This window comes from Arthrobacter sp. 2762, from assembly GCF_040548745.1.
Taxonomy (GTDB): domain Bacteria; phylum Actinomycetota; class Actinomycetes; order Actinomycetales; family Micrococcaceae; genus Arthrobacter.
This window is the reverse complement of sequence record NZ_JBEPSI010000002.1, coordinates 208,752-234,637: the sequence shown is the minus strand read 5'-3', so window position 1 is coordinate 234,637 and position 25,886 is coordinate 208,752. Positions and strand designations below refer to the sequence as shown.

General features: G+C 63.8%; 17 protein-coding genes. 12 read left to right on the top strand and 5 right to left on the bottom strand.

Translation table 11 applies throughout. The features are described 5' to 3' along the window. Nucleotide 1: 1 nt before the first annotated feature. From ABIE18_RS05145 to ABIE18_RS05095, 11 genes are all read left to right on the top strand, one after another. Nucleotides 2-1,321, top strand: coding sequence for a DUF58 domain-containing protein (locus tag ABIE18_RS05145; protein ID WP_499721573.1), 1,320 nt, complete (start codon nucleotides 2-4; stop codon nucleotides 1,319-1,321). After that, nucleotides 1,318-3,822 (top strand): transglutaminase TgpA family protein, encoded by a 2,505-nt coding sequence (locus ABIE18_RS05140; protein ID WP_499721571.1) that lies wholly within the window; start codon nucleotides 1,318-1,320, stop codon nucleotides 3,820-3,822. Before ABIE18_RS05145 ends, ABIE18_RS05140 begins: the two co-directional genes overlap by 4 nt. Then, nucleotides 3,815-5,299: an RDD family protein gene (locus tag ABIE18_RS05135; protein ID WP_499721570.1), complete on the top strand. Its 1,485-nt coding sequence runs from the start codon at nucleotides 3,815-3,817 to the stop codon at nucleotides 5,297-5,299. Before ABIE18_RS05140 ends, ABIE18_RS05135 begins: the two co-directional genes overlap by 8 nt. Beyond that, nucleotides 5,296-6,198, top strand: coding sequence for a PP2C family protein-serine/threonine phosphatase (locus ABIE18_RS05130; RefSeq protein ID WP_477513723.1), 903 nt, complete (start codon nucleotides 5,296-5,298; stop codon nucleotides 6,196-6,198). The genes ABIE18_RS05135 and ABIE18_RS05130 overlap by 4 nt, the downstream gene beginning before the upstream one ends. Then, nucleotides 6,185-8,083, top strand: coding sequence for an FHA domain-containing protein (locus ABIE18_RS05125; protein WP_499721568.1), 1,899 nt, complete (start codon nucleotides 6,185-6,187; stop codon nucleotides 8,081-8,083). The genes ABIE18_RS05130 and ABIE18_RS05125 overlap by 14 nt, the downstream gene beginning before the upstream one ends. Further along, a complete protein-coding gene (locus tag ABIE18_RS05120; protein WP_499721566.1) occupies nucleotides 8,080-9,855 on the top strand; it encodes a serine/threonine-protein kinase in 1,776 nt (591 codons plus the stop codon). The genes ABIE18_RS05125 and ABIE18_RS05120 overlap by 4 nt, the downstream gene beginning before the upstream one ends. Before the next feature lie 48 nt (nucleotides 9,856-9,903). Further along, nucleotides 9,904-10,608, top strand: a complete 705-nt coding sequence (locus ABIE18_RS05115; protein WP_499721565.1) for a hypothetical protein — start codon at nucleotides 9,904-9,906, stop codon at nucleotides 10,606-10,608. Further along, a complete protein-coding gene (locus ABIE18_RS05110) occupies nucleotides 10,605-15,065 on the top strand; it encodes a type VII secretion EssC family protein (RefSeq protein WP_499721563.1) in 4,461 nt (1,486 codons plus the stop codon). Before ABIE18_RS05115 ends, ABIE18_RS05110 begins: the two co-directional genes overlap by 4 nt. A gap of 69 nt (nucleotides 15,066-15,134) precedes the next feature. Next, the gene (gene ligA / locus ABIE18_RS05105; RefSeq protein WP_499721561.1) at nucleotides 15,135-17,432 is read left to right on the top strand and encodes an NAD-dependent DNA ligase LigA; all 2,298 of its coding nucleotides are present in this window, start codon (nucleotides 15,135-15,137) and stop codon (nucleotides 17,430-17,432) included. After that, nucleotides 17,429-18,253 (top strand): inositol monophosphatase family protein, encoded by an 825-nt coding sequence (locus ABIE18_RS05100; RefSeq protein ID WP_499721560.1) that lies wholly within the window; start codon nucleotides 17,429-17,431, stop codon nucleotides 18,251-18,253. The genes ligA and ABIE18_RS05100 overlap by 4 nt, the downstream gene beginning before the upstream one ends. A 33-nt stretch (nucleotides 18,254-18,286) precedes the next feature. Next, the gene (locus ABIE18_RS05095) at nucleotides 18,287-19,495 is read left to right on the top strand and encodes an AAA family ATPase (protein ID WP_499721559.1); all 1,209 of its coding nucleotides are present in this window, start codon (nucleotides 18,287-18,289) and stop codon (nucleotides 19,493-19,495) included. 25 nt (nucleotides 19,496-19,520) lie between these two features. Here ABIE18_RS05095 and ABIE18_RS05090 read toward each other — a convergent pair whose 3' ends face one another. Genes ABIE18_RS05090 through ABIE18_RS05070 form a run of 5 tightly spaced genes read right to left on the bottom strand, consistent with a single transcriptional unit; the run spans nucleotide 19,521 to nucleotide 24,786 of the window. Beyond that, nucleotides 19,521-20,555: an aldo/keto reductase gene (locus ABIE18_RS05090; RefSeq protein ID WP_499721557.1), complete on the bottom strand. Its 1,035-nt coding sequence runs from the start codon at nucleotides 20,553-20,555 to the stop codon at nucleotides 19,521-19,523. Beyond that, nucleotides 20,555-21,922, bottom strand: coding sequence for an LLM class flavin-dependent oxidoreductase (locus tag ABIE18_RS05085; protein WP_499721555.1), 1,368 nt, complete (start codon nucleotides 21,920-21,922; stop codon nucleotides 20,555-20,557). The genes ABIE18_RS05090 and ABIE18_RS05085 overlap by 1 nt, the downstream gene beginning before the upstream one ends. A gap of 52 nt (nucleotides 21,923-21,974) precedes the next feature. After that, entirely contained in the window at nucleotides 21,975-22,727 is a 753-nt protein-coding gene (locus ABIE18_RS05080) for an ABC transporter ATP-binding protein (RefSeq protein ID WP_499721554.1), read from the bottom strand. Further along, on the bottom strand, nucleotides 22,703-23,650 hold the full coding sequence (locus ABIE18_RS05075; RefSeq protein WP_499721552.1) for an ABC transporter permease: 948 nt from the start codon (nucleotides 23,648-23,650) through the stop codon (nucleotides 22,703-22,705). Before ABIE18_RS05075 ends, ABIE18_RS05080 begins: the two co-directional genes overlap by 25 nt. A 2-nt stretch (nucleotides 23,651-23,652) precedes the next feature. Beyond that, entirely contained in the window at nucleotides 23,653-24,786 is a 1,134-nt protein-coding gene (locus tag ABIE18_RS05070; RefSeq protein ID WP_499721550.1) for an ABC transporter substrate-binding protein, read from the bottom strand. Nucleotides 24,787-25,305: 519 nt separating this feature from the next. Here ABIE18_RS05070 and ABIE18_RS05065 point away from each other — a divergent pair. Further along, nucleotides 25,306-25,818 (top strand): GNAT family N-acetyltransferase, encoded by a 513-nt coding sequence (locus ABIE18_RS05065; protein ID WP_499721549.1) that lies wholly within the window; start codon nucleotides 25,306-25,308, stop codon nucleotides 25,816-25,818. Nucleotides 25,819-25,886: the final 68 nt, after the last annotated feature.

Below are 25,886 nucleotides of genomic sequence, written 5' to 3'. Positions count from 1 at the left end.
TGTGCGAACGCTTAACAAAGTAGTCGGTGCTTGGCGGCGCAAACCCGGCATCCAGAAGCCCGGCAAACTCCATCCCTCGGCCGTATGGGCTGAGGCAGTGGGAACAGCAGGGGAGTTTGTCGCACCGGCATGGGCCAAGGCGCGGGAGCTGTGGCTTCGCTTCGCCTGGCCTGTCCTTTCCGTGGTGAGTGTGCTCGGCTGGGTGGTCCTTGCTGCGGCTATTGGGTTGTGGATCGCCGGGCAGGCCTGGGGTTGGCAGGAGGCGAAGTCTGCCGCAATGGTTGCTTTCCTGCTGTTTGTGTTGGCGGTGGGCTTCATCGTGGGCCGCTCGGCTTACGGCGTGGTCCTGGATCTGGCCCGCACGCGTGTGGCGGTGGGGGACGACGCAGTGGGCAGCATCGCCGTGTCCAACGTTTCGGCCAGGCCGCTGTTGCCCGCCGCGTTGGAGTTGCCGGTGGGCGCCGCGACCGCTGTCTTCCACTTGCCGCGCATGAAGCCGGCCCAGGTACATGAGGACCTTTTCACCATTCCGACGGCACGGCGTGCTGTGATTGTCGTCGGTCCCGTACGGTCCGTGCGTGCTGATCCGCTCCATCTACTGCGGCGGCGCGTGCTCTGGACTGAGCCAGTGGACCTTTTCGTCCACCCGCGCACCGTACCGTTGGGAGGCTCGGCCGCCGGCTTCATCCGCGACCTTGAAGGCATGCCCACCACGGAACTTTCCAGCGCCGATGTGTCCTTTCACGCCTTGCGTGACTACGTTCCCGGGGACGATCGCCGTCACATTCACTGGAAGACTACGGCCCGCACCAACAAACTCATGGTTCGCCAGTTCGAGGAAACGCGCCGCGCGCACCTGGCTATCTCGCTCTCCATCAACACCGACGAGTACGATTCCGAACCCGAATTCGAAATGGCCATTTCCGTTGCCGCGTCCATCGGCCGACAAGCCATCCGGGAGCAGCGTGAGCTGGACGTCCTGACCCAAAAGGGACCGCTCCGCTGTGAAACGGGCCGCAACCTGCTTGATGACATGACCAGGATTGTGGGGGCACCCCTTCGGAAGACCGCCGTCGACCTCGCCCGGAACCTGTCGGACACCGTTCCCAACGCGTCGGTGGTGTTCTTCGTGGTCGGGAGCCACGTCACGGCAACGCAGCTCCGCACCGCGGCCGCGTCCGTTCCGCCCGGCGTTCGCAGCCTGGCCGTCCGCGTCCAGCCCGGAGCGGCGCCGTCGAGGGCCAACATTGCAGACCTGACCGTCCTCACCGTTGGCGACCTCGATGACCTGGCCATCGTGCTGAGAAAGGCGGCAGCATGAGCACCGCACCAAATCTTCGGGCACGTCGCAGGGACGCCAGCCGCAGGGACACCAGCAGCGGCGCCAGACGTGCCAGCGCAGGCACGGTATTTGCCGACGGCCGACCCCTTTGGCATTTTGCCGTGGACTGCGGCGCCCTGGTGGTCCTGCTGTTCCTGGGCGTGCTTGGCTTCAGCCTGAGCTTCGGTGGCGACCCGCGTTACATCATCGCCGGCCTGGGCGGCATTTTCCTGGGGCTCGGTATCGCGATCCTGAACGCGCATCTCCGTTTGGGACTGCTGATCACCACCGCACTGGGTTTCGGTGCGTACATGCTGTTCGGTTCGGCATTGGCAGTGCCGGACTCAGCCGTCCTCGGGATCCTGCCGAGCCTCGATTCGTTGCGAACCTTGCTCCTGGGCATCGTCTTTGCGTGGAAGGACATGCTCACGGTCGGCGTGCCCGTAGGCACGGCCAACGGCATGCTCATTGTGCCGTTCCTCAGTTCAATGATCACTGCGCTGGCTGCGGGTTTGTTGACCTGGCGCCTGAAAAGTCCGTATTGGCCGCTGTTGCCGGTGCTGGTCCTTTTCGTCACCGGCATCGCCTTCAGTACCAGCGCGGGCTTCCTTAATGTGGAGCGCGGAGTTTCGTTGACCATTGTCTCGATCGTCTGGGCAACATTCCGCCGTGACGCACTCCGGCAGAGCAGCACCAAGACCGTTTCGGCCAACAGGGCTGAGTCCGACGCCGGTGCGGCCCGCCGCGGGAAGCTTCGCCGCCTGGGGACTGCTGCTGCCGTGGTGGTCGCCGCCGTCGGAATCACCGCAGTCGCTTCGCCTTTGGTGACTGCCAGCGACGACCGGAAGGTACTACGCAACACGATTGTTCCGCCGTTCGACCCCCGCGACTACATCACGCCGCTTGCCAGCTTCCGGAATTTCGTGAAGGACGAGAAAGACCAGACGCTGTTCACCGTGAAGGGTCTACCCAAGGACGCACGCGTGCGACTGGCGGCGCTGGATGCCTTTAACGGCCTCAACTACACCATGGATCCCAACAGTTCCGGGAACTTCAGCAAGGTGGGAGATGCCCGTTCGCTGAACACGCTGGCCGATACGGGAAGCCCTGTAGCCGGAAGCAATTACACGCTGGAAATCAGCATCGAGGACTACCAGGGATATTTTGTCCCTGGAGGCCGCCACACCACAGGTATGAGCTTCCTGCAGAGCTCGGGAGCGGCGTCGGGACTGTACTTCAACGCCGGCACTGATACTGCGGTGACCACCAAGGGCCTGGCAAAGGGCGACAACTACACAGTTCAGGTTTCTGATCCGGGAACTCTTGAACATGGCCAGCTGACGCAGTACGACTTCGCCAAGCTCACGTTGCCCGAAGCCCAGGAAGTACCGCCGATCGTCGCCTCGCAGGCCAACGAACTCTCGGCTGATGCGCCCACGGCAATCGACCGTGTGCGGCAGATCGAAGCCCATTTCCAGAAGAGCGGGGCATTCAGTAACGGCCTGGTGGCTGACGGCCAGCTGCCTAGCTTGCCTGGTCACAGTGCGGCACGTGTTCGCAGCCTGCTCTCCGCCAAGCAAATGCTGGGCGATGACGAACAATACGCCGTGGCGATGTCACTCATGCTGCGTCACCTCGGTATCCCTTCGCGCGTTGTCATGGGGTTCTATCCGGATCCCAAGAGCCCGGAAAACGGTGCGGGAGACGTCAAGATCATGGGCAAGGACGTGCACGCCTGGGTGGAAGTGGCCTTCGACCGCGTCGGCTGGGTATCCTTCGATCCCACCCCGCCCAAGGACAACGTGCCTATCCCGCCGGACCCCGAGAACAAATCCAAGCCCAAGCCGCAGGTGCTGCAGCCGCCGCCCCCGCCGCAGGAGCCCGCGGACCTCCCGCCGGACTCTACCCCGGATGCCTTGGATGCTGACGAGAAGAAAAACAACCCGTGGCTGTTCTGGGGACCGCTGCTTGCCGCGATCGGCGTGGCAATGATTCCGCTGGGAATTCTCGCCGTGCCGCTGCTGCTGATACTTCTGCTGAAATCACGACGCCGGAAGGCACGTTTTCGTGATGGCCACCCCGCCCAGCGGGTCGGCGGTGGGTGGAACGAGGTGTTGAGCCTTGCCACTGACATGGGCGCCTCGATTGACACCAAGTCCACGCGGAGGGAATCGGCTACTGTCATCGCCGATGCCTTCCCGGTGACGGGAACCACTACCACGATGTTGGCCCACAGGGCTGACGCCGCGGTTTTCGGGGCTGGGCAACCCAGCGAGGAAGAAGTCAAGGAGTACTGGGAGATCGTGGATTCCTCGCTTGAGGACATCACAGGAAGCGTTGGTTTCTGGAAGCGGCAGCAGGCCCGGTTCTCGCCGAGGTCGTTGCTTTCCGATGGCAGGGCCGTGCTGCGTCGGCGGGAACAGACACCCCCGGCCCGCACGAAGGGTGGCATGTCCACCGTGGGCAACCTGTTCAAGAAGAAGGGCAGCATTGATGAGTAGTGAAGCTGAGCTGTGCCCGGCCTGCAAGCATCCGGTGCGTCCCGGCGCAGCTTTTTGTACTCATTGCGGATCGCCGCTGACCAATCGTGGAGCCCGGAAGGAACGCAACGTCAACCGTGCCCAGGCTGCCGCCCTTGACTTCGCAAACCGGCAAGGCCTGCCCGATCCCGGTAGTATCTCGGTAGTGCAGGCGTCAACAGCACCGATGCAGCCGGGACGTGAAGCAGCTGCAAACGTACATCCGGGGCCAGGGGGAGGGACCACAATGACTACACAGCTCGAGCTGGTACCGGCATCCGCAGGAAAACGCCTGGGTGCGGCAGTGCTGGACTGGTTGGGACCTGTTGCCGTCCTGGCAACCACGTTCGCACTTGGCATCGCGGGCATCACCCAAAGCCGGCGGAATGGCTTTATCGTCTACGACACCTCCCTGCTGGTCCTCTTGGGGAGCATCGGCCTCGGTGTCACAGTCCTGTACGTGTTTGTACTTCTGGGAATCGAAGCCCGGTCCGGAAACACCATCGGTAATCAACTGATGGGTATCCGAAGTGCCGATGCCGACGGCTACGCTCCGGGCGGCGGTGTGGTTTTTGTCCGTGGCATTCTCACGGGCGGGCTCCTTCTGCTGGGGGCAATCCTGGGTGCTGTGCTGTTGGGCCTTGGCCTGCTTGGATTGGTCCTGTGGATCGCCCTCCCGCTCATGGTCCTTGGAGTGGTTTGGGCCGTCCTGGTGGTTGTTTCCAATGCCTGGGACAGGAACGGCAAGCTACGTGGCTGGCATGACAAAGCAGCGAAGTCCTTGGTCTTCGACGTCCACACGGGCCGCAATCCGGTTGCCACCGGAGGAATCCAGGGGCCCTACAGCTTCGCGCCCGTGGAGCTACCGCCCGTGCAGCCAGTGGTGTCACCCATGCCGTCAATGTCCGGGGCAACAGCAATGTCCAGGGCAACAGCAAAGCCCGGGCCAGCGGCAACGGCAAACCCGGTTCCAGCCCCGATGCCAACAGCGCAGCCTTCCCACAACCCCAACCAGTGGCGTCCTCCTGCGGCCCCGCAGCCGGTTCCCCAGCCAGCTCCCGTTGCCCCTTCGCACCCGGACGACGACGTCGAGAGGACGCAGATGCGGCCCGGAACTGCCCGGGCGGAGGCCGTGCTCCGCATCCATGTTGACGACGGCCAGGACGTGGAACTGGGTGGAACCGTCCTGGTTGGCCGCAATCCAGCACCCCAGCCTGGGGAAGCTGCCGAGCAGTTGCTGGCCGTTGCGGATCCCGGAAGGTCCATCTCCAAGACCCACTTGCACCTCCGGGTTGATGGCGATGGTGTGTGGGTTACAGACCGCAACTCAACCAATGGCAGCGCTGTCACTACGCCCGATGGCCTCCAGACCCGGCTTCATGCGGGGGAAGCAGTTTTCGTCAGACCCGGTTCCACCGTTCACTTCGGGGACCGTTCCTTCCACCTAGGACAAGCATGAACTCACAGCCGGCCAGCCCCGCCGATGCGGATGCCAACGCCGCTGGATCCGCTTTTCAACTCAGCTACGGATACGGCACGGACCGCGGACTCCGTCGCGAGCTGAACGAGGACTCCTTCATAGCCTCGGATCCCGTCTTCGCGGTGGCCGATGGCATGGGGGGCCATGAAGCAGGCGAGATCGCCAGTGGCGTGTGTGTGCGGACCCTGGGCAGTTCCCCTGTCCTGGCGGCAGGGGTCCGTTCGGCGTCGGCAGCGGACCTGCAGGAGTGCCTGTTGAAGGCCGATGCCAGCATCCGCGAAGCCACGGGAGCGCGCGCGGGCACCACGCTGTCCGGCGTCGTGGTGGTGGAACAAATGGGCGTGCCCTATTGGCTGGTCATGAACATTGGGGATTCCCGGACGTATCGCCTCAGCCAAGGCCATTTCGCCCAGATCAGTGTGGACCATTCAGAGGTTCAGGAGCTGGTGGACTCCGGTGACATCACCGCGGAGCAAGCCGCCGTTCACCCGCGCAGGCATGTGGTCACCCGCGCTTTGGGCACCGGCGACGAAACGGAGGCGGACTTCTGGTTGCTGCCCATTCAGGAGGGGGACCGGATCATGGTCTGCTCCGATGGGCTGAACGGCGAACTGGGGGATGACCATCTCTTCCGTATCCTCAGCACCGTGGCCCATCCGCAGGACGCAGTGGATGCTCTGATCCAGGCTGCCTTGCGCAGCGGCGGACGGGACAACGTCACGGTGATTGTGGTTGACGCCAAAAACGTCCTTAACGACGCCGGCATCGCCACCACCGCGCCGCGCCCGGAGACCGAATCCGAGGTGGAGGAGGACACCCTCCCCAGGGCCTGGGTGACAGGAACTGACCAGGAGGAGGGCGTTGATGGAAAGCAGTAACAACCCACCCCACGCCCGATACCAGCGGGGTGACTGGTTCGGCGTCGTCCGTCAGGGCACTGTGGTGCTGCTCGGCCGCGACACCTCGCCTGCCCTGATCGATTCCGTGTGGGAACTTCTCGCGTCGGCGCCCGAAGCCCATGAGGTCCTCCACGAAGTGACCGAGGCTTTCGGGGTTTCCCTTAGCCGCATTCCACCCTTTGGCATCATCGACTCCAAGGACGCTCTGCGCGTGTTCCTTCGCGGCGACCTTGAACTCGTTGTGAAAATGTCCGCCGGGGAAGAGGTGCTCTCTGGACGCGACGTGACCACCTGGACGGAGCGCCGGCTCACCGCGGCTGATTCGTACAGCCTGCGGATAGGCTCGGGAGCCCGTTCCCCCTCCGTCCCGGCAGACCTTGGTATCCCGGCAAAACCTGGTAAAACCTCGACGCCGGACGGCAGCTTGCCGCTGGGGGAGGGCGTGGTTCTGCTTGCCTCCCTCGACGTAGTGCTCCAACCCGGTACTGTGAACGTTCCGGCGCCGGCCGTGGTTTCCGATGAAACCATGATTGGCTACGCCGATGCGGACCTCGGTCTGACCATCGCGCCCGGACATTCAGAAGATCATGTGGATCCCGAACGTCCTGGACAGTCCGAAGGTCATGTGCAGCCGGAGAGTCCCGAACAGCCGGAGAGTCCCGAACAGCCCGAAAGCACTGAACACCCCGAAAGCGCTGAACACCCCGAAAGCGCCGAAGAATTCTCGGGCGTTCCCGTCCACACCAGCACCACGGATCCCATAGTTCCTTCGCTGGAGACCACCACCAACTATGACCACTTGTGGGACAAGACGGTGATGCGCAACATCGAAGACGCAGCTGTGCGCGTGGACGACGAATCTGACGATCACGATGCTCCGGCGGCCCAAACCCCTGCGCCACAAACTCCGGCATCAGAAGCTCGGGCACCGGAAACACCCACGGCAGCTTCTGCACCAAGTTCCGCGCGTGAGTCGGCCGAAGCGGGCAGTGACAAGGCCGCGGACGGCGGGTCCGGCGTCGGGCATGTGCCTGCACTGATCGAGTCCGTTCCGTGGCTGCGCAGCCCTGGCGAAGTGCCCGCATCTGAGGGACAGGCTGAATCGATAGCTCCGCCACAAACCCCTCCCGCTTCAGCGAATGGCAACCGGCCTGCGCCTCAGGTTCCGGCGGGATGGGAGTCGGCCCCAGCGGGTTTGGCGTCGATGCCCGCGCTTCCACCCACCATGCCAACGAACACCATGGCAACGAACACCGTGCCAACGAACAGTCCGCGCCTGGATAGTGTCCCCGCGGAGGACGATGCTGATCATGACGGGCAGACGATCATGAAGAGCAGCATCGCCAGCCAGGACGCACAGGATGTTGAGCCCGGGGTTGCCCCGAAGGATGCCCCGGCCGGCAATGGTCCCAGCGTTTTAGCACGGGTGTGCTCCCAAGGTCATGCCAACCCTCCGACGTACTCCCAGTGCGCCACGTGTGGGTTCGCGCTATCCGGTGATTCCCTCCAGGTCCCGCGACCCCGCCTGGGCAGGATGCGGTTATCCACCGGTGAACTGATCGATTTGGACCAGTCGCTTATCATCGGGAGGCAGCCGTCGGTGTCCCGTGTCCAAGGTGGCACCATGCCGCGCCTGGTCCAGGTGGAGAGCCCCGGAGGGGACATTTCCCGCTCACACGTAGAGGTTCGGTTGGAGGGTTGGCACGTCATGTTGTGCGACCTCAAAGCCACGAACGGAACCGTGCTCATTCGAGAAGGCCAAGCACCCCGCCGCCTCGCCCAAAACGAGATGGCCATCCTTTTGGACGGCGACATCGCTGAATTGGGCGACGACATTTCATTGCGTTTCGAGGAGATTCTTTGAGTTCCAAGAGGCCCCCCGCGCCGCCTCCACCCATTCCTGGATTCAAGTACATCAGCCTGCTGGGCTCCGGTGGCTTCTCTGACGTGTACCTGTACGAGCAGGACAGGCCGCGCCGTAAGGTAGCCGTCAAGGTGCTGCTGTCCGACTTGAAGACCGAGGGCGCACGCCGTCGTTTCGAGTCCGAAGCGAACCTGATGGCGCAGTTGTCCTCGCACCCGTACATCGTGACGATTTTCGAGGCGGAAATCACGGAGAGCGGCCATTCCTACCTGGCCATGGAGTACTGCTCCCGGCCCAGCCTCGATGTCCGCTACCGCCGCCAGCGCTTCAGCGTGGACGAGGTCCTGGCCGTCGGCATCCAGGTGGCATCCGCCGTCGAGACCGCCCACAGGGCCGGCATCGTGCATCGGGATATCAAGCCCGCCAACATCCTGGTTACCGACTACAACCGTCCCGCCCTCACCGACTTTGGCATTTCCGGGACCATTGGTGCCGATACCGAGGACGACGCCGGAATGTCCATCCCCTGGTCACCGCCGGAGCAATTCCGCGGCGGAGCCGTTGATGGCGTTCCGGTGGACATTTGGGCGCTCGGTGCCACGCTGTACACGCTCCTTGCGGGTCGTTCACCGTTTGTTCTTCCGGGCCAGGACAACTCGCAGCGGGAACTGATCTCCCGCATCACCAACTCGCCCTTGCCCAGGCTCGGCCGTGCCGACGTTCCGGAGTCCCTGGAACTCGTCCTGTCCACGTCCATGGCGAAGTCCCCGGAATCCCGCTACTCGTCGGCCCACGCTTTTGCCTTGGCGTTGCAGCGGATCCAGACCGAGCTGAACCTGTCCGTGACGCCCTTCGAGGTGCTCGAAGAACCGGGTCACGGAGACGAACAGCACCCTGACGACAACTTCGAGGAAACGCGCGTCCGCAGCATCGCCTCGATCGATCCCGACGCTTCGGGAACCGCGACTACTGGATCGGCTCCCACGTTCCCGGCGCGGACCTTCCCGTCCACTGTTCCCGGCGCCACTCAGGCTCCTGCACAGCCTGCCGGCCCGCCGCAAACGGTCCAGCCGGGCCAGATACGTCCCTCCCGGTCAAACCCGGCCCAGCAAGCCCAGGCTAACGCGCAGCAAACGCAACCAAGCGCCCAGCAAACCCCGCCGCAATTCCAAGTGCCAGTCAGGGATTACGGACAGGTCGGGCAACCGGACGTGGCGGAGTCGACGGTACTGCGCGGCTGGCAGCCTTCGCGTCCACAGGACGACGCAGGCGCAACGGTCCGGCGCTCCAAGGCGCTTGCCGGCGCATCGCCGTCATCCCGAGACGATGCGCCCGCCGTGGACCATGGCAAGCGCAATCTCTGGCTGGCGGCGACTGGTGCCACTGTTTTGGTGGTCGCCGTCGCGGTTGGCGTGGTCCTGGGTGCCCAGGCGCAGCCGAAAGTGGTGCCCACGGAGACGTCGAGCAAGTCAGCCGTGGACGCCCTGGGCGATGGCGGCGTTCCGGACGTGGAAGGTTTGGTCGGCAAGCGCAGGGCGGACAAGCCCGACTTCGCCGATTTCGAGTGGAAGAACCCGCAGCCCAAGAAGGGGGACACGTACAAATGGCGATACAAGACAGCCGTCCTCGACGGTGAATTCAGCAACTCCGAAGTGGAACCCCGGGCACTGGCCTATGGCACGGAATCGCCTCTCTGCATCCAGGTACTGATAGTCCGTGCTGACGGCAGTGCCTCGTCGGGCGGACAGGGATCCATTGCCTGCGTGGATTAGCAGCAGTCACCTGACACATACTTACCGCCGACTGAGGAGGCACAGATCATGGGGGATCTAGCAATAGATTTCTGTGGCGAATGGTACGAACCATCCGACGAAGACGTCTTTGACATCGGTCGGGAAGGCGACCTGGAGGTCGACGACAACCCGTACCTGCACCGGCGCTTTTTGCAGATTGCACGCTATGACGGCATGTGGTGGCTGAGCAATGTAGGCAGCATGCTCTCTGCAACCGTCGCGGACGGATCGGGCGGCATGCAGGCTTGGCTGGCTCCCGGCGCCCGGATTCCGCTCGTTTTCAGCCACACCAATGTCATCTTCACCGCTGGGCCCACCACTTATGAGTTCGCTGTGCATTTGAAGACGCCCTCCTTCCGGCATGAAGCCAGGGACGAGGACCAAGCGGGGGACACCACCATCGGGCCGGTGGTCTTTACCGACTCGCAGAAAGCACTGATAGTCGCCCTCGCTGAGCCGATGCTGCGCCGGGATGGCACCGGCTTCAGCGCTATTCCGTCCTCGGCGGAGGCGGCCAAGAGGCTTGGTTGGGCCCTGACCCGCTTTAATCGCAAGCTGGATAACGTCTGCGACAAATTGGACCGCGTGGGCGTGGTGGGCTTGCGTGGCGGTGTCGGCAAACTCGCCACCAACCGTCGCGCCCGCCTGGTGGAGCACGCCGTGACCTCACACTTGGTGACAGCCGCGGACCTATACCTTCTGGAAACCATGACTGGAGCAGACGAAGCATGAAGTTCCGCTTGACCTTGCGGCGAGACCCCGCGGAAGCAAAGGACCTCGCCGTTACGGTGGATGGTCGCGCTACGGTGGCGGATATCGCCACCGAACTTTGGGCTGCCGACCCCGCGCGCAAGGGCACCGAACCGCCGTCGAACCTGTCCATCAGCGTGGACGAAGCGTTCGTGGGTGGCGGCCTTTCCGGCCATGTTCTCAGGCCCTCGGACAACCTGCTCGAGTCCGGCCTGCGGCCCGGCTCCAAGGTTTCGCTCGCGCAGGTGAGCGAGCAGTTCGCGTCGAACGGCAACGGCGGCACCAACGGCCAAAACCGGGGACCAGCCGCGGCGACCCTGCGGGTTATGTCAGGGCCCGACGTCGGACGCGAATTTTCGCTGCCATTCGGCACCAGCTACATCGGCCGGGACAGGGACGCCGACATCCGTCTCTCGGACCCGCTGACGTCCAAACGCCACGCGCGCATCACGGTTGGCGAGACCGTGGAGATCGTGGACACGAACTCGGCCAACGGACTCCTCATGGAAGGTTTGCCGGTTACCCGGGCCACGCTTGAATCCTCGGATACGGTGACCCTGGGCGATACCACCGTTGGGGTTGTGTCACTGTCGCGGAACCATGGAGGCGGCCCATCATCGCCGCTGGTCGACTTCAACCGCTCGCCGCGTGTGCTGCCGAGGTTTGAGTCTCCCAAGCGTGTGCCGCCAGCTGGTCCCAAACGCCCTGAACACCAACCATTCCCGTACATCATGTTGATCGCACCGCTGCTGATGGGTGGCGTTCTTTTCGCATTCACCCAGAACCTGCTCTCGGTGCTTTTCATGGCCATGATGCCGCTGTTTATCGTTGGCCACTACGTGGATCACAAGATGCAGAGCAAGCGCCAGGCGAAGGAAGGACATAAGCAGTTCCAGGCTTCCATGCTTGCGTTCCGCGAGGACATTGACCGGCAACAGAACATTGAACGGGCCGTGCGGCTTCAGGAAGCGCCCTCCGTCAGCGATACCGTGGATGCCATCTACAAACTCGGCCCGCTCCTGTGGACCAACCGCCCTGAGCATCAGCATTTTCTTGGTGTCCGGTTCGGGCTCGGATCTTCGCCGTCGCGGATTCAGTTCGAAGAACCCGGCGCCAACGAAACCGAACCCCGGTACATGAGGGAAATCCAGGAATGCCTGCAGCAGGTCCGCGTCATTGATGGCGTGCCGATCGTGTCCCAGCTGCGAACTTCGGGTTCGTTCGGCGTGGCAGGGGACCGCAACGTGGTGGACGATGTCGCCCGGGGCATGGTGCTTCAGTTGGTGGGACTCCACTCGCCCGCGGAGGTGGTGTTGACTGCACTGACCTCGGCCCGCTCTCGTGAGCGTTGGGACTGGTTGCAGTGGCTCCCGCACGTTGGTTCCGGCCACAGCCCGCTTTCCGGCGACCATCTGGCCGCCGGCCCTGCTGCTGGCGCCTCGCTGCTCTCGCGTCTGGAAGACCTCGTGGAGCAGCGCGAGGCCCAGGCCACAGAGCCCGGTCCGCAGCCACGCCCCGCGCTCAAGGACGAGCACGAAGAGATTCCCGGCCCCGTGGTACCTGCTGTTCTGGTAGTCGTTGAGGACGATGCGCCTGTGGACCGGGGACGGCTGACGCGGCTGGTGGAACGCGGCCCGGACTTCGGGGTGCACGTTATGTGGGTGGCAGCGAATGTGCAGTCCCTGCCTGCTGCTTGCCGGGACTTCCTCTCCGTCGACGGTGATCACGGCACCACTACCGGCCAGGTCCGCCTTGGCCGCCACACCTACCCGGTGAGCTGCGAAAGCCTCGACGCCGGTCTCGCCACGCAGCTGGCGCGCATGATGTCGCCGTTGGTGGATGTCGGAAATCCGCTTGAGGACGATTCTGACCTCCCGCGTGCCGTTTCCTACGCCACCTTGATCGGCAAGGAACTGATGGACAACCCGCAGGCCGTTGCCGAACGCTGGCAGGAGAACAATTCAGTCCATGCCACGGCCGTGCCCAACCGCAAGGACAACGGAAGCCTGCGTGCCTTGGTGGGCTCCAAGGGCGTTGAACCGTTCTACCTGGACCTCAAGAACGAAGGACCGCACGCCCTCGTGGGCGGAACCACTGGCGCGGGCAAATCAGAGTTCCTTCAGTCATGGGTGATGGGAATGGCAGCGGCCTACAGCCCGGACCGCGTCAGCTTCCTGTTCGTGGACTACAAGGGTGGTGCTGCCTTTGCGGACTGCCTGCACCTGCCGCACACCGTGGGGCTCGTCACCGACTTGTCTCCGCACCTGGTACGCAGGGCCCTAACCTCGTTGCGGGCCGAACTTCACTATCGTGAACGCCTCCTGAACCGTAAAAAGGCCAAGGACCTGCTGGCGCTGCAGCGGGAAGCAGACCCCGAGGCGCCGCCGTACCTCATCATCATCGTGGACGAATTCGCGGCGCTGGCAACAGAGGTTCCTGAGTTCGTTGACGGCGTGGTGGACGTTGCTGCCCGTGGACGTTCCCTGGGGTTGCACCTGATCCTCGCCACCCAGCGCCCTGCGGGCGTCATCAAGGACAACCTGCGGGCAAACACGAACCTCCGGGTTGCGTTGCGCATGGCAGATGACGTGGATGCGGTGGACATCCTTGGCGTCCCCACGGCGGCCTACTTCGATCCTTCCATTCCAGGCCGCGGTGCTGCGAAGACCGGGCCAGGCCGGATCCAGGGGTTCCAGACCGGATATGCCGGTGGCTGGACCACCGAGAAGCCGCAGCGCCCCCGGATCGACATCGTGGAGATGGCCTTCGGATCCGGTCCCTCCTGGGAGCCACCGCCTGCCACAGCTGTGGAGGAAGAACCTGCAGGCCCCAACGACATCGCCAGAATGACCGGCAACATCATCCGGGCCGCGGACTTCCTGGCGATTGAACCACCCCGCAAGCCGTGGCTGAACGAACTCGCCATGACCTACGACTTCTCCAAATTGCCAAACCCACGCACGGACGAGCGACTCCTGCTGGGCGTGGCCGATGACCCTGCACACCAGGACCAGCCCACCGTGTTCTATGAACCGGACAAGGACGGCAACATGGCCGTCTACGGTACGGGTGGTTCGGGTAAGTCAGCGGCTCTGCGAGGAATCGCCATCGCGGCCGCCGTCACGCCGCGTGGTGGGCCCGTCCACGTGTATGGCATCGATTGTGGTTCTTCAGGTTTGAAGATGCTGGATGGACTTCCACACGTGGGGGAGGTCATCAACGGGGACGACGTCGAGCGGGTTGGCCGCCTTCTGCGCTGGCTCAAGGAGGTTGCCGATGACCGCGCCGCGCGGTTCGCCGAGATCCGGGCCTCCACCATTGTTGAATACCGGCAACTCGCAAACCGTCCGGACGAAAAGCGTATCTTCATCCTGGTGGACGGTATGTCCGCCTTCCGTGAAGGCTATGAGTACAGCAACCTGTCCGCACTGTGGGACATCTTCCTCCAGCTGGCAACCGATGGACGTCCCCTGGGTATCCACCTGGTAGTGAGCGGTGACCGAACCAACTCCGTTCCGGCGTCGCTACTTGCCTCGATCCAAAAGCGTTTGGTCCTGCGTCTTAGCTCCGAAGACGACTACATGACGCTCGATGTGCCCAAGGACGTCCTCAACGCAGCCTCGCCGCCCGGCCGCGGTTTGCTCGATGGCCTGGAAGTCCAACTGGCCGTGCTGGGTGGCAACTCGAACCTGGCGCTGCAGGCGCGGGAAGTGTCCAAACTCAGCCAGGCCATGGTGCGCCAAGGCCTGGAGCAGGCGCCACAGATACAGCGACTTCCGGAACTCGTCGATTTGGATATCCTGCCCACCGGTGCCCCGGACAATCCTGTTATTGGTGTGGACGACGAGACCTTGGGTTCGGCCACCATCGCTGCCAAGGGTTCGCTCTTGCTCGCGGGGCCGCCTGGTGCCGGACGCACAGTTGCTTTGGTCACGTTGGCATACGCCCTGCGGCGGTCCAACCCGCGGACAGATCTTATCTACATCGGCTCCCGCCGCTCTGCGGTTGCCTCGCTGAACATCTGGAGCAGGTCCCTGGTGGGGCCGGACGAGGTCTCGGACGTGGTGGATGACCTCATCGACAAAGCCACGGACAACCCGGGCAGTATGGCCATCTTCATCGAGGGCCTGACCGAGTTCACGGACACGCTGGCGGAATCGGGCGTGGGACGGTTGGTCACGGCTGCCATCAAGGCCGATCAGTGGGTGGTGGGTGAGTCCGAAACGTCCACATGGTCCCAGGCATGGTCCTTGGCCCAGCCCTTCAAATCGGGCAGGCGTGGACTGTTGCTCAACCCTGGAGATGTGGAAGGGGATACCCTCCTGAACACCTCGCTGGGCAGGATCAGCAAGGACTTCATCCCTGGCCGCGGGTACATCGTGGGACGTGGAAAGGTACGCAAGCTGCAGATCGCCATGCCGCCGGAGAACCGCAGCTAGGAATCGGCCGGCATGGGGCTCTCATCCTGACGGGTCAATAATGTCCGTGGGTTGCGGCAAGATAGACGTGTGAGCACACCAGAGAATCCAGATCCGGTCGACACCACAACCCAGGTTGCCGCTGCGGCCTTGGTCGCAGAAGAGGGAACACCCCCTTCGGAGAGCCTGCGGGATGAGTATGAGCAACTTGCGGACCTCGTGCGGAAGTACCGGTACGCCTATTACCAAGAGGACGCGCCCACGGTTTCCGACGCCGAGTTCGACGAACTCTACCGTCGCCTGGAAGAAATCGAGGCGCTGCACCCGGAACTCGTCTCCAACGACTCACCCACGCAGGAAGTCGGCGGCGAAGTCTCTGCCGCCTTCACCGCCGTCGCGCATCTACAGCGTATGTACAGCCTGGACGACGTCTTTTCCCTCGAGGAACTCGAGGCCTGGGTACGCAAGGCTGAAGCTTCTGTGGCCAGGCTCGGGGACAGTGTCCCGCCCATTGCCTGGCTGACTGAACTGAAAATCGATGGACTCGCCGTCAACCTGCTGTACAGGGACGGAAAATTGGTGCGAGCGGCCACCCGAGGTGACGGCACTACCGGTGAGGACATCACGCACAACGTCCTCACCATCAAGGAGATCCCGCGTCAACTCAGCGGCTCGGGTTATCCCTCGGAAGTTGAGATCCGTGGGGAAGTGTTCATTCCCTCCAAGGCCTTCGTTGAGTTCAACGAAGCCCTGGTTGCCGCAGGCAAAGCCCCGCTCGCCAATCCACGTAATGCGGCTGCGGGCTCGCTCCGCCAGAAGGACCCGGCAGAAACAGCAAAGCGTCCACTGAGCATGTTCGTTCACGGCATCGGCGCCCGGGAAGGCCTGGATGCCAAGAGTCAATCCGAAACCTACAAACTGCTGGCTGACTGGGGGCTGCCTGTCAGCCCCTACTTCAAAGTTCTGGATTCCTTTGAAGGCGTCCTGGAATTTATCGCCCATTATGGCGAGCACCGGCACGACCTCCTTCACGAAATCGACGGCATCGTGGTCAAAATTGACGACTTCGCCACGCAACGTGCCCTCGGCTACACCTCCCGCGTCCCCAGGTGGGCCGCCGCCTACAAGTACCCGCCGGAGGAGGTCCACACCAAACTTTTGGACATCCTCGTCAACGTGGGCCGCACCGGGCGCGTCACGCCGTTCGGCCTGATGGAGCCGGTGAAGGTCGCAGGTTCCACCGTGGGAATGGCCACCCTGCACAACCAGGATGTGGTCAAGGCCAAGGGCGTCATGATCGGCGACATCGTGATTCTCCGCAAGGCCGGTGACGTGATTCCCGAGATTGTTGGACCTGTACTGGCGCTGCGCGACCAACAGGATCCACCCGTGCGCGAATTCGTGATGCCCACAGAGTGCCCGTCGTGCGGCACCCCGCTGGCACCGGCAAAAGAAAGCGACGTGGACATCCGTTGCCCCAATGCCAAGTCCTGCCCGTCCCAGTTGCGTGAGCGTGTTTTCCATCTGGCCGGCCGCGGTGCGTTCGACATTGAAGCCTTGGGCTGGGAAGCGGCGATCGCCTTGACCCAGCCGGCGGAGCCGGAAACTCCGCCATTGACGAGCGAAGCTGGGCTGTTCTCTTTGACCCGGGAGGATCTGGCGAATGTCATGATCCGCCGGGAGAAGAGGTCCAAGGGCGTAGGCACGGGCCAGTATGAGCTGGTTCCGTACTTCTACTCAAGGGGGACGGCCAAGTCGCCATCGAAGCCAACGGCAACCACCGAAAAACTCTTTGCCGAGCTGGAGAAAGCGAAGAAGCAGCCCCTGTGGCGTGTCCTTGTGGCTTTGTCCATTCGGCATGTGGGACCCACTGCCTCCCGGGCCCTGGCGACGGCCTTTGGCAGCATGGACGCGATCCGGAACGCGACCGAAGAGCAGCTTGCGCATGTTGACGGAGTTGGACCTACCATCGCGGCGGCCCTCAAGGAATGGTTCGCCGTGGACTGGCACAACGAGATCGTGGACAGCTGGGCCGCTGCCGGTGTGCGGATGGAAGACGAACGCGATACCAGCATGCCGCGAACCCTGGAGGGCCTCACTATCGTGGTCACGGGAACGCTGCCCAACTTCAGCCGGGACGAGGCCAAGGAAGCCATCATCATCCGTGGCGGAAAGGCCTCCGGATCCGTGTCCAAGAACACCAGCTACCTCGTAGCTGGTGAAAGTGCTGGGACCAAGCTGGATAAAGCCGAGCAGCTCGGTGTTCCGATATTGGATGAGGACGGCTTCCGCGAGCTGTTGGCGAATGGCCCGGCCAAGGCCGACGCCGATGCTGACGCTGAAACCGAAACCGACGCTGCCGAGACAGTGGAAGCAGAAGCAGAATGACCGACGCCATTGAGTTGCTCGCCGTAGCGAAACGCGCTGCTGCTGCGGGCGCGGCTGTCCTGTCCCGGAGATCTGCCGCGGGCACAGGCGGCGTGGGGTTGGGAATATCCAACAAGGGCGATGCCGGCGACTGGGTGACTGAGTTCGACATCGCAGCGGAGAACGCAGTGCGCGAAGCAATCCTGGCGGCACGTCCCAACGACACGATCACGGGCGAGGAGCACGGTACAACGCGGCCCGAGCAAGCCTCCGGTTACCGCTGGTCCATTGATCCCCTTGATGGCACCACCAACTTCATCCGCAACATCGTCTATTACGCCACGTCAGTGGCCGTGGCAGATGCCGACGGCGTCTGGCTGGCGGGAGTAGTTCACGCGCCGGCCCTGGGCCGGGTCTATTCGGCGGCCCGGGGCGAGGGCGCCTGGTTGGAAGTTGCGGGGGAGACTACCCGCTTGGCTGGCCCCGTTCCCGGACGTACCGGCCTCATCCTTGCCACAGGATTCAGTTACGATCCCGATACCCGCGCCAATCAAGCGGAAGGCCTCGCTGAACTGATGAACGGCTTCGCGGATGTTCGGAGGCTGGGTTCCGCGGCCTTGGATCTGTGCCTGGTGGCAGATGGCACCTACGACGCCTTTGGGGAGCGCGGATTGAACGAGCATGATTTCTCTGCAGGCGCCCTGATCGCCGAAGAAGCGGGCTGTTGGGTGCGCAGGCCACGGCTTGAGAGCCCACTCGACGGCGGTCCAACCATCGAGGATCGCTTGGCCGCGTGGACGTGCGCAGGGGCCTTGGAGCTGTCAGGCAAATTTCCCCTGTGACCCTCCTGTACCCATGACCAGCATCCCCTCGCCGTGATCAAGACCCTTGCCATCGCCAACTACCGCTCCATCCGCGATCTCGCGGTTGAGCTGCATGGCCTGGACGTGGTGACAGGGGCCAACGGCAGTGGCAAATCCTCCCTGTACCGCGCGCTGCGCCTCCTGGCCGAATGCGCCGGGGGCGACTCCGGAAACGTGGTTGGATCCCTGGCCAGGGATGGCGGACTGGCGTCCACACTCTGGGCCGGTCCTGAATCAATCAGCGAGGCAATGCGGCGTGGCGAAGTTCCGGTCCAAGGCACCGTCCGCCGGGATTCTGTCAACCTGAAATTGGGCTATTCCGGGGACGACTTCGGTTACCTCGTGGACTTGGGCATGCCCGTCTCCAGTGGGGCCGGATTCGACCAGGAAACAGGCAGGCCCCGCCCTTCGGCTTTTAGCCTCGATCCCGAGATCAAGCGCGAGCAGATCTTTTCCGGACCGGTAGCAAGGCCAGGTTCCCTGTTGGTGGATCGCAAAGGAAGCCTTGCGAAGCTCCGGGGACCTGACGGGGACTGGACCGAGCTTTCGAGGCGGCTGGACACTTTCCAGAGCATGCTGACGGAAGTTTCGGACCAGGACCGGGCTCCAGAAGTACTGCGGGTCCGGGACTCCGTGCGTTCCTGGCGGTTCTACGATCACTTCCGGACAGATGCCGAAGCGCCCGCCCGGCAGGCGCAGCTCGGCACCCGCACTCCCGTGCTGCACCATAGCGGGAAGGATCTGGCAGCGGCGCTGCAAACCCTGCGTGAAGTGGGATTTGAGCGGCAGTTGGATGCCGCCGTCGATCACGCCTTTCCGGGGAGCCGCCTTGGCATTGCGGTGAGCGACGGCCGCTTCAGCGTGGAGTTGCTGCAGCCTGGCATGCTGCGGCCCATGAAGGCAGCCGAACTCTCGGATGGAACGTTGCGGTTCCTGCTGTTGACCGCCGCATTGCTCACTCCGCGCCCACCGGAATTGATGGTCCTCAACGAACCCGAGACGAGCCTCCACGTCGATCTGATGCCGGCACTGGCTGGACTCATCGTCCAAGCCAGTGCCAACAGCCAGATGATCGTTGTGACCCACTCCGAAGCACTACTCAGGGCGCTCCGGAAAAGTGGAGCGGCCCACGAGCACGAACTTTACAAGGATTTGGGCGAGACCAGGATCAAGGGTCTCGGTTCCTTGGAAGGCCCGTTGTGGAGTTGGCCCAAGCGGTAACAGCAACAACGGTGCTGACTGGTTTTTACCGCAATGAACGACGCCGCCGGGCCGGGTCGGTCAGCCATGCCGGCTCGTAGCCCGCGTCAGCCGTGTTCAGCGTTGTCCCCGGCGCCACGATCTCGTCGATCCTGTCCAGGACGTCGGGGGACAGCGTGAGCTTGTCCGCTCCGAGCGCCGCCTCGAGGTGCTCCAGTGTCCGTGGCCCGATGATCGCCGAGGTCACCGCAGGGTGCTCCAGCACGAAGGCCAGGGCGAGGTGGATCAAGGACAACCCGGCTTGGTCGGCGAGGTCGGTCAGCTCAAGCACGGCTTTGGTCTTGAGGGCGTTCTCGGGCAGGTCAGGATCATGCCGGGCCGGTTGGCGCGCGGCCCGGCTCGACGCAAGGTGTCCGCCGTCGTGCTTTATCCTTCCGGACAACCAACCGCCAGCCAGGGGGCTCCACGGAAGGACACCGAGCCCGTGCTGCTGTGCAAGCGGCAGGACCTCGCGTTCAGCGCCACGGGCCAGGAGCGAGTAGGGCGGCTGTTCGGTCACGGGCCGCTCCCGGTGGCGCTCGCGGGCCACGTACTGTGCCTCGACGATTTGCCCCGGAAGGAACGTGGACGTCCCGATGTACCGGATCTTGCCCTGCGCGACGAGATCGCTGAGGGCGCCGAGCGTTTCGTCGATGTCCGTGTCTGGATCGGGCCGGTGGACTTGGTAGAGGTCGATCCAGTCTGTTTGGAGTCGTCGCAGGCTGTCCTCGACTTCACGGATGATCCAGCGGCGCGAATTGCCGGCCTGGTTCACGTCCTCGCCGAGGCGCCCGTGGACCTTGGTTGCCAGGACAACGTCATCGCGACGCCCCTTCAAGGCCTTACCAACGATCTCCTCCGACTCGCCCTGGGAGTACACGTCGGCCGTATCCACTATGTTGATGCCCGCGTCCAGGGCCCTGTGGATGATCCGGATGCTGTCGTCGTGGTCAGGATTGCCGATGGCCCCGAACATCATGGTTCCCAGGGTCAGTTGGCTGACCTTGACACCGGTGCGCCCGAGGTTGCGGTATTCGGCCATCAGAACGCCGAGCCGATGGACGTGAGCTGCTGTGCCGCAGAACCTGCAAATCGGTTCGCAGGCCGTGCAAGCCCGTAGTGTCCCCGCAGCGTCGAAGCCGTGTATTCGGTGCGGAAGAGGCCACGCTGCTGGAGGATCGGCACCACCTGGTCCACGAAGATCTCCAAACCGGAGGGGAGAACCGGCGGCATGATGTTGAAACCGTCGGCTGCGCCCGCTTGGAACCAGTCCTGGATGGCGTCGGCTACCTGCTCGGGCGTCCCGGAGAAGGTGCGGTGGCCACGCCCGCCACCCAAGCGACCGATCAGCTGCCGGACTGTTAGCTGCTCGCGGCGGGCAAGCTCCACGATCAGCGTGTAGCGGCTCTTTGCACCCTCGATGTCGTCTTCGGAGGGAAGGTCCGCCGGTAGCTGCTGGTCCAGAGGCAGGTCCTGGGGTGCCACCCGCAGGGTCTTTGCCAACTGCTCCCGGGCATATTCAGGCTTGATCAGCTCGTCGAGTTCGCGCTCGAGCGTCAGCGCTTCTGCCTCCGTGGAACCAATCACCGGGACGATGCCCGGCAGGATCTTGATGCCTTCGGGGTCCCGTCCAGCGGCCAAGGTGCGGGCCTTGAGATCGGCGTAGAAGGACTGTGCATCCTCCACCGTCTGGTGGGCGGTGAAGACTGCCTCGGCGTACCGGGCCGCGAGCTTCTTGCCGTCCTCCGAGGAACCGGCCTGCACTATCAGCGGGTGGCCTTGTGGGGAACGGGGGACGTTCAGCGGACCGCGGACGCGGAAGTGCTTGCCCTCGTGCTCAATGGCGCGGATCTTGTGGGCGTCTCCCCACACACCCTCGGCCTTATCGGCGAGCACTGCGTCATCCTCCCAGCTGTCCCACAGTTTCTGGGCTACTTCGATGAACTCGGCCGCCCGCTCGTAGCGAACCGCGTGTGCTGGCTGGTCATCGACCCCGAAGTTCCGCGCAGCGTCCGGCCCCGCCGTCGTGACGACGTTCCAACCGGCGCGGCCCCCGCTCACCCAGTCCACCGAAGCGAAGCGGCGTGCCAGGTTGAAGGGGTCGTTGTAAGTGGTGGAGGCAGTGGCGATCAGACCGATCTTCTGTGTTGCGGCGGCGATGGCGGTCAGCAGGACCGTGGGTTCCAGCTTGCCGGCAGGGCGACGGCCCACCTCGCCGAAGAGGACAGGGGAGTCCGCGAAGAAGATGGAGTCCAGCTTCCCGCGTTCGGCCGTGCGGGCCAGGTGCTGGTAATGCTCCACCTTGGTGGCGGCGAAAGGATCGCTTTCCGGCAGGCGCCACGAGGCTTCGTGGTGGCCGGTGCTCATCAGGAAGGCGTTGAGGTGGAGCTGGCGTGGTGGGGTGGACATGTGTTTCTCCTTGGATTAAGTGAGGTGTTGGGATGAGGTGAGAGGTTTGGTTTCAGGCAGCTACGTGGACGCCGAGGGCAGCGAGGAGCTCGCCCCTCAGCGATGAATGGTCGACGTCGGTTCCGGCCTTGCGCTCCAGAGCGACGCGGCCGTCTTGGAGGACAATGACGCGGTCGGCCAACGTGATCGCTTCATCGACGTCGTGGGTCACAAGCAAGACGGCGGGACGATGAGCGGCCACGAGGTCCTTCAACAGGACGTGCATCTTCAGCCGGGTCAGCGCATCGAGGGCGCCGAAGGGTTCATCGGCCAGAAGCAGCCGGGGCTCCCGCACCAGCGACCTCGCCAAGGCGACGCGCTGCTGCTCACCTCCGGACAGTTCATGTGGCCAGGCCTTTTCGCGGCCGCCGAGTCCCACTTCGGCGAGGGCGCGGCGTCCGCGGGCACCGGCGTCGTGATCCCTGAGGCCCAACGTGACGTTGCCCAGGACGGTGTCCCACGGAAGAAGCCGCGAATCCTGGAACACTACCGAGACCTGTTCCGGGACCTTGACGATTCCGCTGCCGCGGACGTCGCGGTCAAGGCCGGCGAGGGCGCGGAGCAGCGTGCTCTTGCCGCAGCCGCTTGGCCCGAGCAGGGCGACGAACTCGCCAGGAGCGATGTCCAGGTCCACGCCGTTGAGCACGCCCTTGGGTCCGAAACTGCGGATGAGGTTGCGGACGGAGACCTCAAAGGAGGGATCTGCTGAGGAGGCTCCTGCCTGCAGCGGCTGGTCCAGAGTCAGCCTGCCAGCGTACGTTGCCATGACAATGCCTTTCGTTCAAGGAGCCGTACGGCTGCGTCGGAAAGCAGGCCAAGGACGCCGTAGACGGCGAGGCCCAGGACGATGATGTTGGTTTGGCCATAGGTGCGGGCGAGCTCCATCATGTAGCCGATGCCGCTGGTGGAGTTGATCTGCTCCACCACCACCAAGGACACCCAGGCGCCAGTGACGGCGAAGCGGAGCCCCAGGAAGAATCCGGGCAACGCCCCGGGGAGCACCACGCGGCGGATGAACCCGGACCGGGTCAGCCCGACAGTCTGTGCCAGCTCAACGTAGCGAAGGTCGATTCCCCGCAGCCCCGCGTGTGTTTGCAGGTAGATCGGGACGAACACACCCAAGGTGATGGTCAGGACCTTCATGGTTTCGTCGATGCCGAACCAAAGGATGAGCAGGGGGATCAGGGCAAGGCCGGGGATGGCGCGCTTGATTTGCACAGGGCCATCGATCAGCGCCTCACCTGCCCGGCTCAGTCCAGCCACGAGCGCCAGCAGGGCGCCCACCACAATCCCAAAGAAAAGCCCCAAACCGGCACGCTGGGCAGAAATGGCCAGGTTCTCCTGGAGCCGGCCGTCTGCGATCAGTTCGCCCGCGGTGGACACCACGGTCCACGGCTCGGACAGGATTCGCGGATCCAGCAGGCCGGTGGCCGAGGCCGCAACCCACCCAAGGATCAGCGCGGCGGGACCCACCAAACCGGCCAGGCGGTGACGCCGACCAGGTCCAAGGCGCCGGCTGGCGGGCCGGACATCCGGGCGGCCTGTTAACGCAGGATCCAGATGAGGCTCGAGACTCACATGAGGTTCGACGGCGGCCAACGGCGGGGTGCCGACGTCGCGTGTTGGCGGGGGAGCGGTGCGGGCACGGGCAGTAGCGGCAGACGCACGCTGGGCAGCAGTTGTTGTCATGGCTAAGCACCCCCTGCCGCGGCGTATGCCGTGCCGCCGATGGCCTCGAAACGCAGGTCATACAGCTTGGCGGCGTCCAGTTTCGGCTTCTTCTGTTCGCGGGCCAGCAGGTCGATGGTCTGCTGGTGGCGGGCGATGGCTTCGGTCCACGACGTGGGCAGGTCGCGCTTGCCGGCGGCGTCGATCAGGTACTGGCCGTCCTCGGCGGAGAGCCCCTGGTTCTTGACGTAATAGCCTTCAAGCCACTCTTTGGGATGGTCCTGGATCCATCGCTGTGCCTGTCCCCACAGCCCCACATACTCCGCAAGTGCTGCAGCCTTGGCCGGATCTTCCAAGACCTTGGCCGGCGCATACAGGTGGCCGGGATCGTCGCGAAGGCCATGCCGGAGCGTGGTTCCGCCGTCGGCGCCGTACTTGGCAAGGTATCTCTTGATTTGAACGCCGCCCAGTGGGGCAGCATCAACCTGCTTGCTGGACAGTGCCGTGGAATAGGTGTCCCCGGTGCTGGGCAGTTCCACGAGCTTGACGTCGCTTTGCTGCAGGCCTGCCTTTTCCAGGATGCGCAGGACAAGCGCGCCCTGCGCCTGGCCGGGGCTGTACGCGATCTTCTTGCCGCGAAGTCCTTGCAGATCCTTAATCCCGGCACCGGGTGCCACGCCCAGCTCGTAGAGCGGGTGGTTCACGGCGTCCTGGCGGAAGACGCTGGCAATGATCCGGACGTCCAGGCCAGTCCACGTGGCGTGGATAGGAGGAATGTCGGCTACTGAACCAACATCCAGGGCATTGGCCCGGAAGGCTTCGGTGGTAGCCGGGCCGCCGGAAATGTTGGCGAACTTCACGGGGAAGCTGAGTTTCTTGTCCAGCCCGGAGAGTTCCAAGGCAACCTGGACCGTGGGGTCGCCCACCACCAGGGTGGTTCCTTCCGGGACAGTTGTGGCCAGCGGCGCGGTGACCTGCGCGGCCTGGGTGGATCCGCCACCAGCCGTTGCCGAACCGCCGCAGGCAGCCAGCAGGCCGACGACGGGGAGGGCAAGGAAGGCGCCGAGAATGTGGCGGCGGTTGGGTGCAGGGCGGTTGGGTGCAGTGTGTTGATGAGGGGTGTTGATCAGTGTTCGAACGCGGGGGGACGCGGACATATGAGGCCTTTCAGGTGCGGGTAGGTCGCCGCAGCCCGGAGCCAATGGCGTCAAACGGGCGGCGGTGGTGCAAATCGCTTATTTCTGAAGGCAGGACGGACAGCAGGTGCGAGCCTGCGTCACGCTGATCTGGGCCGGGGGCATCGTTCCTCCTGTTCGGTATGTCCGAATGCCGGCATTTTCCGAATGCTGGCATGTGGCGAATGCTCGTCTTTCCGAGCTTGTCCAAGCGGGTGAACGGCAGTGTGCGGTTGCCGTGTGGCAACTCAAGCACGGTCGCAGCACCCTTCGCCAGCTCTTCGACACGTGCCCGCAACACCGGGAAACCGGGCTTCACAACACGCCATAGGACTCAATCAAGCGCCACAGAAGGCAACAGAAAAGCAGCCCGGCGATACCCGGCCTCATCAACATGACGCAACAAATCCGCCGTCGGGAATTCAGCGGCGGACTGATAGTTCGGTCACGGAAAGGGCTGTTTGGCGTGTGGTGCGGTGACCGCGCCACTACCATTGATAAGTGCATTCGTCGATTACTGTCCGCCCAGCCCTGCCCGAAGACTACGACGACGTTGCCCGCATCACGCAGGATTCATACGTCACCGCGGGGTACTACGGCAGCGCGGACCACCCGTACCTGCAGCAACTCCAGGACGTGGCAGCGCGCGCGGAGCACGCCGAGATCTTCGTTGCTGAACGGAACGGCCAGGTGATCGGTTCCGTCACGGCAGCACCAGCGGGTGGCGGTTTCTCTGACATCGGCCTGGACGACGAACTGGAACTGCGCACCCTTGTAGTAGATCCCGCGGTGCAGCGTTCCGGCGCCGGACGGGCTTTGGTGCAGGCCGTCGTCGAGCAAGCCAAAGCGATGGACGGCATTGGTGCTGTCTCCCTCACCACGGGAGCCACGTGGGAGAGTGCCAATGCCCTCTACGCCCGGACCGGTTTTGCCCGCGCTCCGCACCGCGACTGGTTCGTCCCCGGCACCGACATAAAGCTGTTCGTTTACAGGCTGGACCTCCCACAGTCATAAAGTTTTCTTTCGTAAACCCCGCTAGGTTTGTACAAACCGGGACGGGCACAGCGATCAGGAAAGGCACG

Excerpts from the sequence above, each read along its gene's own strand:
- ABIE18_RS05130 (WP_477513723.1), top strand. The coding sequence starts at position 5,296 with ATGAACTCACAGCCGGCCAGCCCCGCCGATGCGGATGCCAACGCCGCT.
- ABIE18_RS05115 (WP_499721565.1), top strand. The coding sequence starts at position 9,904 with ATGGGGGATCTAGCAATAGATTTCTGTGGCGAATGGTACGAACCATCC.
- ABIE18_RS05125 (WP_499721568.1), top strand. The coding sequence starts at position 6,185 with ATGGAAAGCAGTAACAACCCACCCCACGCCCGATACCAGCGGGGTGAC.
- ABIE18_RS05075 (WP_499721552.1), bottom strand. The coding sequence starts at position 23,650 with ATGACAACAACTGCTGCCCAGCGTGCGTCTGCCGCTACTGCCCGTGCC.
- ABIE18_RS05135 (WP_499721570.1), top strand. The coding sequence starts at position 3,815 with ATGAGTAGTGAAGCTGAGCTGTGCCCGGCCTGCAAGCATCCGGTGCGT.
- ABIE18_RS05100 (WP_499721560.1), top strand. The coding sequence starts at position 17,429 with ATGACCGACGCCATTGAGTTGCTCGCCGTAGCGAAACGCGCTGCTGCT.
- ABIE18_RS05085 (WP_499721555.1), bottom strand. The coding sequence starts at position 21,922 with ATGTCCACCCCACCACGCCAGCTCCACCTCAACGCCTTCCTGATGAGC.
- ABIE18_RS05110 (WP_499721563.1), top strand. The coding sequence starts at position 10,605 with ATGAAGTTCCGCTTGACCTTGCGGCGAGACCCCGCGGAAGCAAAGGAC.
- ABIE18_RS05070 (WP_499721550.1), bottom strand. The coding sequence starts at position 24,786 with ATGTCCGCGTCCCCCCGCGTTCGAACACTGATCAACACCCCTCATCAA.
- ABIE18_RS05090 (WP_499721557.1), bottom strand. The coding sequence starts at position 20,555 with ATGGCCGAATACCGCAACCTCGGGCGCACCGGTGTCAAGGTCAGCCAA.
- ABIE18_RS05080 (WP_499721554.1), bottom strand. The coding sequence starts at position 22,727 with ATGGCAACGTACGCTGGCAGGCTGACTCTGGACCAGCCGCTGCAGGCA.
- ABIE18_RS05140 (WP_499721571.1), top strand. The coding sequence starts at position 1,318 with ATGAGCACCGCACCAAATCTTCGGGCACGTCGCAGGGACGCCAGCCGC.